The sequence below is a fragment of the Hymenobacter saemangeumensis genome, assembly GCF_039541835.1.
Taxonomy (GTDB): Bacteria; Bacteroidota; Bacteroidia; order Cytophagales; family Hymenobacteraceae; genus Hymenobacter; species Hymenobacter saemangeumensis.
Genome location: NZ_BAABGZ010000018.1, coordinates 70,016 through 84,644 on the forward strand (window position 1 = coordinate 70,016; position 14,629 = coordinate 84,644).

The 14,629-nt window shown below is 60.8% G+C and carries 11 protein-coding genes; 4 read left to right on the plus strand and 7 right to left on the minus strand.

All coding sequences use genetic code 11. The features are described 5' to 3' along the window. Window positions 1-14: 14 nt before the first annotated feature. The 4 genes from aroF to ABD919_RS09365 all read left to right on the plus strand — a co-directional run bounded on the left by aroF (window position 15) and on the right by ABD919_RS09365 (window position 5,094). The gene (gene aroF, locus ABD919_RS09350) at window positions 15-1,019 is read left to right on the plus strand and encodes a 3-deoxy-7-phosphoheptulonate synthase (protein WP_345235733.1); all 1,005 of its coding nucleotides are present in this window, start codon (window positions 15-17) and stop codon (window positions 1,017-1,019) included. Between the two features lie 414 nt (window positions 1,020-1,433). Further along, the gene (locus ABD919_RS09355; protein ID WP_345235734.1) at window positions 1,434-2,168 is read left to right on the plus strand and encodes a hypothetical protein; all 735 of its coding nucleotides are present in this window, start codon (window positions 1,434-1,436) and stop codon (window positions 2,166-2,168) included. A 4-nt stretch (window positions 2,169-2,172) separates the two neighbouring features. Further along, window positions 2,173-3,939 (plus strand): T9SS type A sorting domain-containing protein, encoded by a 1,767-nt coding sequence (locus tag ABD919_RS09360; protein ID WP_345235735.1) that lies wholly within the window; start codon window positions 2,173-2,175, stop codon window positions 3,937-3,939. 420 nt (window positions 3,940-4,359) lie between these two features. Next, on the plus strand, window positions 4,360-5,094 hold the full coding sequence (locus ABD919_RS09365; protein ID WP_345235736.1) for a phenylalanine-4-hydroxylase: 735 nt from the start codon (window positions 4,360-4,362) through the stop codon (window positions 5,092-5,094). 133 nt (window positions 5,095-5,227) lie between these two features. On the opposite strand, the gene ABD919_RS09370 is transcribed toward ABD919_RS09365, so the two are convergent. The 7 genes from ABD919_RS09370 to ABD919_RS09400 form a co-directional block, all read right to left on the minus strand. Continuing rightward, window positions 5,228-6,799 carry a T9SS type A sorting domain-containing protein gene (locus tag ABD919_RS09370; RefSeq protein WP_345235737.1) on the minus strand — a complete coding sequence of 524 codons (1,572 nt, stop codon included), beginning with the start codon at window positions 6,797-6,799 and terminating at the stop codon, window positions 5,228-5,230. A 223-nt stretch (window positions 6,800-7,022) separates the two neighbouring features. After that, window positions 7,023-10,079, minus strand: a complete 3,057-nt coding sequence (locus ABD919_RS09375) for a nidogen-like domain-containing protein (RefSeq protein WP_345235738.1) — start codon at window positions 10,077-10,079, stop codon at window positions 7,023-7,025. Window positions 10,080-10,324: 245 nt separating this feature from the next. Beyond that, window positions 10,325-10,795, minus strand: a complete 471-nt coding sequence (locus tag ABD919_RS09380) for an Mpo1 family 2-hydroxy fatty acid dioxygenase (protein ID WP_345235739.1) — start codon at window positions 10,793-10,795, stop codon at window positions 10,325-10,327. 106 nt (window positions 10,796-10,901) lie between these two features. Beyond that, window positions 10,902-11,756: a dienelactone hydrolase family protein gene (locus ABD919_RS09385; RefSeq protein WP_345235740.1), complete on the minus strand. Its 855-nt coding sequence runs from the start codon at window positions 11,754-11,756 to the stop codon at window positions 10,902-10,904. A gap of 40 nt (window positions 11,757-11,796) precedes the next feature. Further along, window positions 11,797-12,342 (minus strand): hypothetical protein, encoded by a 546-nt coding sequence (locus tag ABD919_RS09390; protein WP_345235741.1) that lies wholly within the window; start codon window positions 12,340-12,342, stop codon window positions 11,797-11,799. A gap of 241 nt (window positions 12,343-12,583) precedes the next feature. After that, window positions 12,584-13,882 carry an ABC1 kinase family protein gene (locus tag ABD919_RS09395; RefSeq protein WP_345235742.1) on the minus strand — a complete coding sequence of 433 codons (1,299 nt, stop codon included), beginning with the start codon at window positions 13,880-13,882 and terminating at the stop codon, window positions 12,584-12,586. A 79-nt stretch (window positions 13,883-13,961) separates the two neighbouring features. After that, window positions 13,962-14,588 carry a TetR/AcrR family transcriptional regulator gene (locus ABD919_RS09400; protein ID WP_345235743.1) on the minus strand — a complete coding sequence of 209 codons (627 nt, stop codon included), beginning with the start codon at window positions 14,586-14,588 and terminating at the stop codon, window positions 13,962-13,964. Between the last annotated feature and the right edge of the window lie 41 nt (window positions 14,589-14,629).

The window sequence follows — 14,629 nt, forward strand, 5'->3', positions numbered from 1 at the left end:
CATTTTTCTTCCCCGTGATAATTCAGCTAGAACAGAACGCCCCGGTTCCCACCATCGTGGAACACCTGCGCCAGCAGGGCTACAAGACCACCGAAGTCAACACCCAGCACGCCCGCTACCTGGTGGCCATTGGCAAAAAGGAAATCGACATCCGCGGCATCGGCCAGCTGCCGGGGGTGCGCGACGTGCACCACGTATCCGACGACTACAAGCTGGTGAGCCGAAAGTGGCGGGTGCGCCCCACGGTGCTGGACCTGGGCGACGGCGTCCGCATCGGGGAGGGGGAGCTGGCCATCTGCGCCGGGCCCTGCAGCATCGAGAGCGAGGCGCAGATGGAAAAGGTGATGGACCACCTGCTGGCCCACGGCGTGCGCCTGATGCGCGGCGGGGTGTTCAAGCCCCGCTCTTCGCCCTACTCCTTCCGAGGCCTGGGCATGGAGGGGCTGAAGCAGTTTCACCAGCTGGCCCGGGCCCGGGGCATTAAAATCGTGACCGAAGTCATGCAGGTGTCGCAGGTAGAGGAGATGCACGACTACGTGGACGTGTTCCAGGTGGGCGCCCGCAACACCCAGAACTTCAACCTGCTCGACGCCCTGGGCGGCGTCGACAAGCCCGTGCTCATCAAGCGGGGCATCTCGGGCACCATCGAGGAGCTGCTGTCCTCGGCCGAGTACGTGTTTTCGGGCGGCAACGAAAAGCTTATGCTCTGCGAGCGGGGCATCCGGACCTTCGAAACGGCCAGCCGCAACACCCTGGACCTGAACGCAGTGCCCATTCTGAAGGAGAAAAGCCACCTGCCGGTTATCGTGGACCCCTCGCACGGCATTGGCCTGCGCGAGCACGTGCCGGCCGTGGCCCTGGCCGCCGTGCTGGCCGGTGCCGACGGCATCGTGTACGAAACCCACGAAACCCCCGAAACCGCCGCCTCCGACGGGCAGCAAACCCTGGACTTTGAAGAGTCGGGCCGCCTGATTCGCAACCTGCGCCGGGTGTTTGCTCTGCGCGGGGAGCTGGAGTAGGAGTAACCGGCGTGGTGCCACGACTTTTTGGTCGTGGCACCACTAAACGCCTAAGCCAATTAGGTGTCTGTTATGCTACACATGCTGCACAAAAAAAGCACGTCATGCTGAGCGAAGGCTAAGCATCTCTACCGCTTCGCATGGGCCGTTCAACGAAGCGGTAGAGATGCTTCGGCAAGCGGACGCCAGATAAGCATGACGTCCTGGATGGCGTTTTGGCAATATCCAAACACGCACTTGGTCCGTCAAGAAAAAAGAATGGCGGAAGTGGTTGATTTAAAGTAAAAAATGCTACATTGAGCCACTTGCGCTGGTCGTAGCCGCCGCAATGGTTGTCCCCATTTTTTTCACCTAACCAATCGCCACGTTTATGAGACCACGCTTTACTTTACTTTACTTTACTTTAGCCTGCTCATGCTTACGGCCCTGCTGAAAGCGCCAGCGGCAATGGGTCAGCCAAATCCGCCAATCATAGGCGACCAGACTATCACCGGCAATACCAGTATTGGGGGAAATCTAACGGTAGGCACGGCTGCTACCACCAACGGCGCTTCCCCTCCCACCGGAGATATTACAGTGTACAGGAGTATTCAGTTTTTAAACAACGCAGATGGCCCCAACGCCTGGATTGTTTCGGCCTTCCGCTCCGACCAGACCAACGACGCCAACGCTGGGCAACTGGTGCTGGCGCCCAACGGGAACTATGCCGGGATGTCGACCCGGTTTTATAAAAATGGCGATGTGGCGTTTGCGCCCGATGGCCGCGTGAGCATCGGCAACGTGCCCTGCACCCCGCCCTGTGCCACCCGGCTCGGCATTAATAACCTTACGCTGGCCGTAGGCGGCAAGATTGGAGCCCGCGAGGCGGTGCATGTCATGCAGCTGGGAGTTGCCTGGCCTGACTACGTCTTTGCACCGGCCTACGAGCTGACGCCCCTGCCCGAGGTAGAGCGCTACATCCAAACCCACCAGCACCTGCCCCAGGTGCCCTCCGCCGCCGAAGTAGCCGCTGAGGGAATCGAGCTGGCCAGCATGGATGCCACGCTGCTGCGCAAGGTAGAAGAGCTGACGCTCTACCTGATTGCGTTGCAGAAAGCCAACGAGGCCTTGCAGCAGCGGGTACAGGTGCTGGAACGCTCAGCCCGCTAAGGCCATGAAAATACTCTGGAAATTCCTGTTGCGGCCCATGATGGCTGTAGCAGCTGTGCTGCTTTCACTTGCCAGCGCCAGCGCGCAAGCCCTGACTTTTGACCGGGCCATGACCTGCGCCAGTGGGCCTAATGATAACAACTCCTATGGCCCTGGTCGCATGGTTTTCGATGGGCAAGGCAACCAATACGTCATTGGGCGGTTCGGCGGCTCGGTACTACTGGGCAGTACCATTCTGTCGGTTTCGCCCAATGTTGTGGGTCTGTTTGTGGCCAAGCTCGACGCCCAAGGCAACTACCTCTGGGCCACGCAGACCGATGACAACCAAGATGGCTACGCCACAGCGCTGGCTGTAGATGCAGCAGGCGACGTATACGTGAGCGGGGGATTTAGGGCTTTTAGCTTCCGCTTAAGGCCTGGCGTCATCGTTTATAATTCCAGCACCAACATGGCTGAGGGCTTTGTGGCCAAACTCAGCGGCAGTACGGGGCAGTGGAGTTGGGTGCGCCGGGTGGGCGGCACGCGTGATGATTATATTAACGTGCTGGCAGTAACGCCAGCCGGGGACTTATATGTGGCTGGCAACAGCGAAAGCCAGGTCAACAGCTTTGGGCCGGGGGTGCCGCTTAATTTGCCCAACCGGTCAATACCGGGCAGTGGCGGCAGCATCTACCGCGACGCCTACCTAGCCAAGCTTTCGCCCACCGGCACCTGGCTCTGGGCCCGGCACGTGGGCAATGGCAACCCTTACCTGGGTACCTTAGAGGTGGACCCGCAGGGCGAGCTGTATTTTACCGGAAACTTCACCGACTCGGTCCGTTTCGGGAGCACGCGCCTGTTCACGCGGCGCTTAATCGGCGCGCCTAACCCCATGAGCTATGACGTATTCGTAGCGAAAGGTAGTGATTCCGGAGCTTGGCATTGGGCTGTTCAGGGGGACCCGCTGGTGCAGCAAAACCAACTACGAGCTAGCGGAGGAATCAGTGATGGGCAAGGGCATCTGTACTTCTATGGCAGTTTCGAAGGGCCGGCTGCCCGCTTCGGTAGCTTCACACTGCCCAACCAGAGCCTGCAGCGTCCACCAAATCCGATGTCGCCGCTGTATACAAATGATTTTTACTCTGACGCCTTCATTGCGCGCTTCAACTTGGCTACTCAAACGTGGGATTGGGCCATTTCAAGGGGCGGGCCCTATAGTGAATACACCACACACGTCGCTGCCGACTTACAAGGAAGGTTGTATGCCTCTGGGGTTTTGAGCAGCGCTCCTCTGCAGGGAGGCTATCAGGAATTGGCGCAGGTGGATGCTGGCACGGGGGCATGGCGACATACCCAGGCGCTACAGCCCTTGTATGGTGCTTTTTTATTTCTAGACCGGCAAAGCCGGCTGCACTTAAGCAGTGCCTTTTATACATCTTCGGCCACGCTTGGTAATTTTACTCTGAACGCCGCGGGTCCTAACCAACTAACGGGGGTGCTGGCCCGCATGACGGCCGGCCCACTGGCGGCTTTGGCTCCCATTTCCCGCCGACCTGGCCTGGAACTATGGCCTAACCCAGCCAGTGAGACGAGCACAGTAAAGGTGAATGGGCCTTCCCCGGGCCAGATGGTGGAAGTGTATGACGTGCTTGGACGAGTTATAACTCAGTGCCGCATGCCTGCTAACGGTCCACTGAATTTGCCTTTATTGGCAACGATGCCGTCCGGAGTTTATATGGTGTGTAGCGCAGGCGAAAGCTGCCGGTTGTTTTGGAACCCTTCTAACCCTTAGCCTCAAGCACCATGCAAAAGCGTCAGTTTACGCTAGGTATGGTGCCGGGTGCTGCCCCAAGCCATGCACAGCCACAACCCAACTGCTCACTGGTAAAGTATTGAGTTGGGAAGGCATAATTGCTTTCTCAACAGTGTTGATGAGCTGGACTAACAACTGTGTGGCGCAATAACCTCTAGCACCCTGCAGAAAAACTTAATGTGCGGCAGCTGTTGCCATTTCAGAAAATATTTCGATATTCGCCCCATCATGCGCCAACAGTACGTCAATTGCCTAGCCTTTATGACTCGCCCCAATGGGAGCGACATCGGGCCGCATTTGGCGTTACGGAAGCAAGCAGCATGAAGCCTTTCTTTCGATAATATCCCAAGCAAAAGCCCGATTCCGCGAGGAAATCGGGCTTTTTTTCGCCCTACCGCTATGTTTAAGCAGCCCCACGCCCTCCGCTACTCCGCCCAGGACCAGCTGGTCTGGAAAGTTCTGTTCGACCGCCAGACCGCCCTGCTGCACCGCCGGGCCGTGCCCGCGTTTGCCCAGGGCCTGGCCGCGCTGGGCTTGCGCCGCGAGGCCATTCCCGATATAGATGCCCTAAGTGCGGAGGTGTTTGCCCGCAGTGGCTGGCAGCTGGTGCCGGGCGAGCGGCAGGTAGGGCTCACCGCGTTCTTCGCCCTCTTGGCCGAGCGCAAGTTCCCGGTAGTGACGCGCCTGCGGTCCATGAGTGAGTTCGACTTCAGCCCCCAGCCCGACCTGTTTCACGACTTGTTCGGCCACTTGCCCCTGCTGCTGGACTCGGCCTTTGCCAGCTTCCTCCACGCCCTGGGGCAAGCCGCCCGGCCCCTCTCGTCCAGCGACCCGGCGGCCTGGCGGCAGCTCTGGGCCCTGTACTTCTTCACCGCCGAGTTTGGCCTCGTGCTGCACCAGGAGCAGCCCAAGCTGTACGGCGCCGGCCTGCTTTCCTCAGCCGGCGAAATTCACCACTGCATCGGCGAGCAGACGCCCCGCCTGGCCTTCGACCTGGCCACGGTGCTGCGCACGCCCGTGCGCGACACCCGCTTCCAGGAGCAGTACTTCGTGCTACCTTCCTGGGAAGAGCTCAGTGCCAGCGTAGGCGAGCTGTCCGGGCTCATGGTGGGCGAATGGCAGGTGGCGGCTTAAGAAAAAGCTTGCACCTGGATAAGAGCCCCCTGGCCTTGCAGCGCTGGGCTGACCACGCAACTGGTAAAAAATCCATCAAAACAAAAGGCCATTCCCAACGCGGGAATGGCCTTTTTGTCGGATAAAAGTCACCTTAGCGGGTAATGGTAATTTTTCGGCTGAAGCTGATTGAGCCGGTGGTACCGCGCAAAAGATAAACGCCGGTGCTTACCGAGCTTACATCGACTGACACGTCCTGCTGGGCGGGACTGGTCTTGCCCTCGGTGCTTACTATCTGCTGCCCCAATAGATTGGTCAGCGTAAGCTTAATAGGTTGATTGGCTTTTATGGAAGGAGCGAGGCGCACCGTAAGCATTCCGGCAGCCGGATTGGGAAACACATCGGGTAGTGAGTTTAACGCCTGGACCGGCAGTCCACTGGCCAACTGGTTAAGAAAGCGGAATACTGCATACCGAGCCGGCCCCGTGCTATTTGCTTGTGCATAGGAGTAGCCTACCGCAACCAGCTTGCTGTCGGGCTGGAGCAGAACATGGTTTAGTCCCTCAGCCCCGGTTTCTGCAAATACTGTTTGCCCATTCGTGCCAAACCCAGGGTCCGGACTACCATCGGCCAGGGTACGAGCGATGAAAAATGCCCCGGGGCTTTGGGTCAGGCCCACGGCTACAAGTTTGCCGTCGGGCTGGACCAACACGCTATTCAATGCGCCGGTACTGTTGCCAAAACTGATAATACTTGAGCCCAGGTAGCCAAAGCTGAAGTCCAGTGCCCCATTTGGCAGTAATCGCCATAGCCAGCCGCCGCTCGTATGGCCTCGTCCTACCAGCACCAGCTTGCCATCTGCCTGCATCACCAGGCCCCTGACAAAACTGTAGGGCGTCAGGTATTCTACGACTCGGCCATTCTGCCCAAAGCTGGTATCCAATAGGCCACTGGGCAGAAGCCGCGTTACGGCATGATGTGAGGTATTTGATGCGGAAGGAAACTGCCCGGCAATGACCAGATTGCCCGCTTGGTCGAGCAGGGCATCGCAAGGAGTTTGCAGCGACACAAACGCAAAGCCATTTTGCCCATAGCTGGTATCGAGCGTGCCATTGGGGTGCAGGCAGCGCACGGAGATATAGTGGTTGGTTAACCCAATGGCTTCACCTACCAGCAGCAAACGGCCATAATTAGTAGGCAGAATCTTCCGGTTTATGTTGCTCGAGTGGGCCGACACATCGGTATATAAACCATTGGTCCCAAAACTGAGGTCTAGCGTCCCGTTGGGGTGGTAGCGGGCCACCATAAACTCAAACCCCCGCTTCCCGGCTACCAGGATTTTGCCGTCGCTGGGCTGCACCACTATACTGACAATAAATGCCGGGTCGCTATTGCCATTGGGATATACGTTGCTGGGTGGGCTGCTTCCCATGCCGGCATACACGAGGCCACCTGTTCCGAAGCTGGAGTCCAGGCTGCCATTCGGATTGTAGCGGGCCAGGGTTAGGCCAGCACTACCACTTCCCCCCACTATGATTTTGCCATCCGACTGCAGAACAGCCGCATTGGCTATACTGGCACCGGTTAAGTCAAACGAGGTAAATACTTTGCCTGCATTACCAAAAGCCGGGTCCAGCGTCCCCGCATTTTGGGATTGAGCCTGCTCTAGGCTTGTAAAGCTCAGGCCCAAAAAACAGGCTGTAATGCGGAAATAAGGAAGATTCATCGGCTGCGCTGGTAAACAGGTGTAAAAAGTAGCGTAGGCTTGCTAAAGTACAGGTCAGCGGCTTTAAAACACCTTGGTAATTAAATAAAAAGGCCGTTGGAACCCCCAACGGCCTTTTTAATCCTAATGCCTTCCAATGTTAAGCAGCTAATTGTTTTCCATTATTGCTAAAAATTACCGGCTTGGCTAATAAAAAAGCTAACAGCTATTAGCTGAGTAATAATTACCGCACCACTACGCTGCGGGTGAAGCTGTGCGTGCTGCTGGTACCGCGCAGGGTGTACACGCCTGGCGCCAGGCCGCTCAGCGCAAGTGTGGCAGATGCACTGCCGCTGCGCACGGGCACCTGCTGCTGCAGCGCCACCTGGCCCAGCACGTTGAGCAGGCTGAGCTGCAGCTGCTCGTTGCCGGCGGGCAGGGCGCTGACGTTTACGCTCAGGGCTTCGCTGGCCGGGTTGGGCCACAGGCTCACGGCATCGGCCGGCAGGGTAGCGGCGGCGGTGGCCAGGGCCCGGGCCTGGCCGATGTGCAGCACGAAGCGGGTGGCCGCGGCATCGGGACGGCTGGCCTGGAAGCTCAGGCTGGGCTGGGTACGCAGGTCCTGCCAGCGGCCGGTGAGCCGGTCTTCGAGCTGCACGCTGGTGGTGCCGAAGTTTTTCAGCTCGCCCACGCGCAGGGTGTAGGTGCCGGCGGCGGGCACGTAGGTCAGCAGGGGCACGGTGGCGCCGGCAGCGGTGAGGGCCGGCAGGCCGTTGATGCTGAAGGCTTCGCCGCTAAGGCCGCTGGCCAGGTAGAGCTGGTTGCCGCCGGGCAGCTTCACGGCGTCGTAGGCACGGTCGAAGGCCGGGGTGGCGCCGCTTTCAAAGTAGACGTAGGCGGCGTCCTGCTGCTGGGTGCTGGCCACGAGCTCCAGGCGCAGCTGGGGGCGGCGGTCGCCGGCCGTGGGGGCGCTGCGGTTCACGGTGGGGTTGAGGTAGCTCGTCACCCGGGCCGCATTGGTGAGGTTGAGCTGCCCGTTGGTGCCGGGCAAGGCCGTGCGCACGAAGAACCCCTGCCCAATGCCGATGAAGCGGGCCGAGCCGATGCCGTTGACGTAGGCTTCGTAGGAGCCTGCATACTGCCCGCTCGACTTAAACACATACACCGCGTTTTCCAGGCCGGTGGCGCTGGCAAAGGCCGCATCCCAGTCGATGGGCGCCGGGAAGGGGTTGCCCAGCAGGTGCCAGCCCGACTGCGTTTGCAGGCCGCGGGCCAGGTTCCCGGAGTTGAAGGTGCCGTTGTGCAAGGCGCCGGTAAAGGCCAGCGTAGCCGAAGGCAGCATGTTGACGGTGTAGCCCTTGGCATTGGCAAAGGCCGTGGTGGTGGCTGCCGGCACAAAGAACCCTTTGTCGAAGTCGGTGGCGCCCGCGCTGCCGCTGGTGGTTACCCGGGCCTGGTCGTAGCCAAACATGTTGGGGAAGGGACGCGCCGTATTGCCCAGGGTATTGTAGGCCGTGTTCAGCACGGGCGTGAAGCCGGCGCTGGCGATGCTGCCCATGGTGACGCCCGTCACGGGCGCCGACAGGTGGCGGTAGCCCAGGCCGCTGTTGAGGGCGGGGCTGATGTAGCGCTGCACGGTGGCGTTGCCGATGACGCGGCCGGTGCCGCGGTTGATGGCCATGGCCGTGGTGCTGGCGTCGGAGAGCAGGGTAAGCGACTGGCCGTTGGTGGTAAGGGCGCCCGTCAGGTCCAGAATGCGGCGCACGGCCACGCTACCCAGCTGCAGCGCCCCGGCCGCGCCCACCTGCAGCTCGCCCACGCGGAGCAGGGCGGTTCCGCCAATGTTCTGCCGGGCCGTGCCGCTCAGCTCCAGCACCCCGGTGCCATCCAGAATGCCGTTTGTGCGGAGGTCGCCATTTACGGTGAGCACGCCCAGGGCACTGATGGTCATGCTGGCCCCGGGGCGGATGCGGAAGGTGCCGGAGGTAGCCGCCCCGTCAAGTACCGGGAAGCGCGGGGCCGAGGCCGGAATCAACACGCTGTCGGCCGGCTGGGGCTGCACGTCGCCCTGCCAGTTGGCGGCCAGCAGGTAGTCGGTGCTCACGTCGCCGTCCCACACGGCGGCGTTCACGGGCGGGTTCACCACCACAGTGAGGGTGTAGGTGGCGTTGGCGACGGGCGTGCCGTTGTCCTGGGCCTGAAACGTGATGGTGTGGGTGCCAATGTTGCAGGGCGCCCCGGTTACAGAAAAGTTAACCGTAGGGTTGGCACCCAGCCCGATGGCGGCAGTGGTATTGCACAGGCCGTTGGTTTGCACGTTCACCGTCACCGTTTGGTTGGCCTCCGGCCCGGTAAACTGAGGGGTCAGGTTCACGGTCTGGCCCTGGTCGACGGTGATGGCGCCGCTTAACGGCAGGCCGGCCACGGCCGGGGGCTGGTTGCCGGCATCGTACACCCGGAAGCCAAAGCATTTGTAGTCCAGGTAATCGATGCCGCTGTTGGACGTGTTGTCGTTGTAGGTGTAGCCGTCCAGGTTGAAGCGTCCAATCTGGGTAAAGCGCCCGCCGGTGCCGCCTTCGTTGATGCCAGCCGTGGCGGGCGTGCCCCCGAAGCCGCCCGCGCCCCCGGAGGCACTGCCGGTGGTCCACTGCATGTCACCGTAGGCAAACACCACGTCCTGGGTCAGGGTGCCGCCGGCATTGGCGTAGATGGTGAGCTGGAAGTTGTTTTTCTTATCGATTTGGTTGCTGAAATACCCCACGCTGTCCCAGGTAACTACGAGCCGGTCGTTGTAGAGCCGGTACCAGACCTGGCCCCGCGTGCCAGTGCTGGGAGTGCGCGTGTCTACGTCGGCCCAAAAAGGCGCCAGCATAGGGGTCGAGATAGGAAAGCCTGCAGCGTTGTACTGCTCCAGGCCGGCGTTAAAGGTGATGTTGCCGTTGGTGTTGATGTACACCTGGGTGTAAGGCGTGCCAAAAAGAAAGAACTGGAAGCCCAGGTTGATGGGACCAAAAAAGCCGTCGTCGTTGCGGGGCAAGGCCGTAAACGTAGTTTTGTCCAGGGGCTCGAAGCACTCGGGCAGCGGGGTGCCGGGCGGCTGTATGCCCCGGCGAATAGTAGCTGCCGGGGGAGGGCTAAGAGGTTGCGCCAGCTGCTGCTTGCGGGCGTTGTACGTAGGGTCGAGCACCGAGGGGTCGGTCAGCCGGGGCTGCTGAGCCTGCGCCCTAAGCAAGCTTATGTTGAAGAGCAGGCCAACAATAGCCGTTAACAAGCAGCTACTGCGAAAAGTAAAAATGGACATAAGCAGGCGGTAAAGTGTGAAAGGAAAAGGCAGACCCTAAAACAAGCGGCAAGGACCGGCCCCGTTGGAGCAAAAACTGTACTTGTTTTAAAGGGCTAGCCCCTGATAATGTTTGATGACTGACCGGGCTTCCGGAGCAAAGGCTGCTTCCCTATGCGGAAATACCTCCCAGCTAGAGCGTAAGCAACAAGGGCATAAAGCGGGATACTTGTTGCAAGCAAAGCAGATAGTGCTTAAAACAGCAGTTAATACCGCCAGCCCAGGCTGCGGTACACAAAGTGCAGCAGCCAAAGCGGGCCAATAAGCAGGAACTGAACATCCTTCAGAAAGCTGGGCTTTTTGCCTTCCACCTTATGGCCCCAGAACTGCCCAATCCAGGCCAGCACGAAAACGAGGAGGCACACCGCCCAGAGCGGCATCCCCACGGTGCGCTCTACCAGCCGCAGCGCGCCGGCCATGGCGGCCCATACCAGCACCATGCCCAGCGCCAGGCTCGGCGACAGGCGCAGGTAATACAGCAGGGCCAGGGCCATTACCACAGTACCCCAGTTTAGCCAGGGGCTGAGGGCCCGCAGCGAGGCCGGAAAAGGTAAGCTCCAGAGCAGGCCAATGAGCGAAAACATAATGAGCGGCACGCATACCCAGTGCACCAGCTTGTTGGTGGGGTTTTGGTGGCTTTCGCCGTATTCAGACAGCAGAGCGGGTAAGGCGGCCATGGCTAAGGAAAGGGTTGAGCAGGTAAGTAAGCGCATTTTGAGGTGATTAGCAACAAAAAAGCCTTCCGGTAGCGGAAGGCTTTTTGGCAGTATGCCAGCGGAAAGGCTAGGATTTAAGCTTGAACCGGTCACGCAGGTATTTCACGGCCAGCTTGTGGGCGTCGGCCGCAAACTCCTTGTTGTACTTGGGGTTGGAAGGGTTGGCAAAGGCATGGTCGGCATCGTAGCTGCGCACGGTGAGCTTCTTGCCGGCGGCGGCCATGTCCTTCTGGAATTGCGCCACCACCTCGGGGCTTATCCATTTCTCCTGGGAGGCGAAAATGCCCAGCACGTCGCTGTTGAGGGTCTTGAGCCGGTTTACGTCCTTTTCCGGCATGCCGTAATACATCACGCAGCCCACCGTCTGCTTGCCGCCGAGCAGGGCGGCCTGCAGGCTCCAGCCACCGCCGAAGCACCAGCCTACCGAGGCAAACTGCGCCTTGGGCCCGGCGTAGGCCTGGGCGCCCTTGATAATGGCCTGGGCCCGCTCCGTATTCACGGCCTGCATGAGCTTACCGGCCTCGTCGGCCGTGGTGGCCAGCTGCCCGTCGTAGAGGTCGAGGGCAATGATGTTAACGCCGGGTAAATCGGCGGCGTAGCTAGCTGCTTCCTTCTTGATGTAGTCGTTCAGGCCCCACCATTCGTGTATCACAAATAGGTACTTGTTAGAGGGCTTGGCGCTCTTGATTTCGAAGCCCCGGCCGCTCTTGCCATCCGGGGTTTTGAATTCTATCATGCTGCCTTCGCCCAGGTATTCATAGGGCAGCGGCGCCTCGTGGCCGCCGGAAAAGTCTTTGTTGGAAGCCAGCATGGCAAACACCTCGGTGGCTGCCGGGCGCGCGCAGCAGCTGGCAACCTGCTGGGCCGAGCCCGTTAGTGAAGCGCCAAACAGCGCTGCGCAGAAAAGAAAAAGCTTTTTCATGAAAGTTGAATAAGTTGAAGCGGATGAGCAGCACCAACAGCTAATTCGGCAAATCTTCCCGCAAAACCGCCCGAAGCTTCGGAATTTCCCGGGCGGCCCGGCTGCGCAGCGCCGCCGAGCTGGTGGTGCGCAAGGCCAGGTCGACCACTTCCAGCAACTCCGCTACCAGCTCGGGGTGGGGCAGGGCCAGGCGGGCGGCGGCCGTCAGCGCATAAGTTCGCGTAGCCACTGGCTCGGCTGGTGCTGCCAGCAATTCAAGGCAGGTATCGAAAGCCCGGGCCTGCCAGTCGGCGGGCACTGGCACAAACTGCAGGGCCCGGGCTACACCGCGGCGCACGGCCGGGTGATGCTCGGCCCCGGCGTGTACGGCGGCCAGCAAGCCCGCCAGGTGGGGTACCAGCCACCTGGGCCGTTTCTCGCCCACCTGGCCCAGCACATCGGCTGCCAGCTGCCGTTCGCGGGGCGTGCCGTACCAGAACACCTTCAGCAGCTCCGCCAGGCAGCGCGGGTGGGAGCAGGCGTAGGTAGTCAGCCGCCGGGTTTGCCGGGCGGAATGCTCCCGAACTAGCTCTGCCTGTAGGTTCATGCTCCGAAAAAGTAGTTAAAAGTTGAGAGTTAAAAGCCACTCCTAAGTGTGAGTGTCGTCTTAGTTCTAGGGTCCGCCTCACCCCCCGCCCCCACAAAATGCTTAATTCGCATTTCCGAAAGGGAGAGGGGGAGCCGGTCTGGAAAAACCTTACAGCAACTTGGGATACGCTCTAAAAGTTAAAAACGGTAAGGGCTTTAACTTTTACTCTCAACTTTTACCTAACGTGTAAGCAGGCCGCCTACTGGGTTCGCACCACTGCCTTCAGCTCCGTGAGCAGGGCAAACAGCCCTACGTAGGTGCGGTTGAGGTAGATGAAGTGCTGGGAGCCGCGCGGCTCGCGCTGCCGGCGCAGCTCGGGGTCCTGCATGAGGTTGTCGCCGAGCTGGTACAGGTCCTGCATAAAAGCCGGGTCGCCAAAGTCGAACACCGGCTGGCGGAAGGGGCGGCCCACCAGCTCCAGCGAGGTTTGCAGGGTGCGCAGGTAGAGCGCCCGCAGGGGCTCGGGGTCGGTGGGCCGCAGCACGTCGGCCTGGGTGAGCAGCGCGGTCAGGCGCTGCGGGTCGGCATAGGTTGCGGGGGCGAGCAGGTCCGTAAATAGCGCGTACACGTCTTCCGGTACCTGCTTCACGCAGCCAAAGTCGAGCACGGCCACGGTACCGCCGTGCTCGGCCCGCAGCAGGAAGTTGCCGGGGTGGGGGTCGGCGTGCACCTGCCGCAGGGTGTTGAGCTGAAACTGGTAGAAGTCCCACAGGGCCTGGCCCAGCTGGTTGCGCACGTCCTGGCCCGGGCTGCTGGCCAGAAACTCCTTGAGGTGCTGGCCGGGCAGCCAGTCCATGGTCAGGATGCGGGCCGAAGAAAGCGCGGGGTAGTAAGCGGCAAACTCCAGATGGGGCAGGTGCTGGCACTGCTGAGCAATTTCCTGGCCGCGGCGCAGCTCCAGGGCGTAGTCGGTTTCTTCGAGCAGTCGGGTTTCTACCTCGTCGAGGTAGGGCTGCACCTGGGCTTCGCTCATGCCCACGATGCGCAGGGCAATGGGCTTCACCATGCCGATGTCGGACTTGATGCTGCTGGCCACGCCGGGGTACTGCACCTTCACGGCCAGGTCGCGGCCGTCTTTGCGGGCAAAGTGCACCTGCCCGATGCTGGCGGCCTGCCGGGCCTCGGCTTCAAAGCTGTCGAACACTTCAAAGGGCGACTTGCCGAAAGCGTCCCGAAAAGCCTTCACCACCAGCGGGCCCGACAGCGGCGGCGTCTGGTACTGGGCGCGGGCAAACTGCTCGGCGTAGGCCGCCGGCAGCAGGTTTTTCTCCATGGCCAGCATCTGGGCTACCTTCAGCACCGAGCCTTTCATCTCGCTCAGGGTGCCGTAAAGCTCGGCTGCGTTGGCGGCGTGCAGGTCGTCGGTGCTGGCTTCGGCGCCCACGGCCCGCCTGGCGTAGTGCTTCACGTAGTTGGCCCCCACGCTCAGGCCGGTTTTGGCAAAGCGGGCGGCGCGGGCCACCTTGGAGGTGGGCAGCGAGGATTGGGATTCGTCCATTTAGTTAATTAGCAATGAGCAATGAACAATTGGCAAGGAGCATCCAGAACAACATTGTTCATTGCTCCTTGCCAATTGTTCATTGAATAAGAAAGCGCACGAAATCCACGGCCGAGTCCAGGGTGTTGGGGCCCACCAGGTCGAAGCTCAGCGTCACGGCCTTTTCCACGGCAGCATCGGTGCGCTCGAAGTTGACGGTGTCGTCTTTGGCGAAGTAGCCCAGCACAAACAGGGCCTGCTGCCAGAACAGGCGGGGGTAGCTGTCCTGCACCAGGGGGCGGCTGGCGATTTCGCCGCTGGCGCGGCCTTCCCGCAGCAAGCCGCTCACAAAGGCCTCAAAGTCCTGGCGGAAGTCGTCGAGTACCCGCGGGGTGAGGCCAGGCACGGACTTGAGCGAGCGGTGCAGGCTCATCAGGGCGTAGCTGCGGTTTTGCTTGAGCACTTCCAGCAGGGTGAAGTAGAAGGCCAGTAGCCGCTCCCGGCTGCTGTAGCCGGCCCACACCGGCTCCAGCCGGGCCGTATCCAGCGCCTGGCGCCCGAAGTCGGCCCAGATTTCCCGGTCGATGGCCTCAAAGTTGGCGTAGTGACGGTAGAACTCTGCCTCCTCCAGCTGCAGCTGCTGGGTGAGCTTGTACACCGAGGCCGGCGGGCGGCCTTCGCTGCGCACAAAATCAAGGTAAGCCTGTTTGATGCGGTCTTTTTCCATGGTAGTACAACCGCGGCGTAGGGCATAGGTTCCCCTGTTGG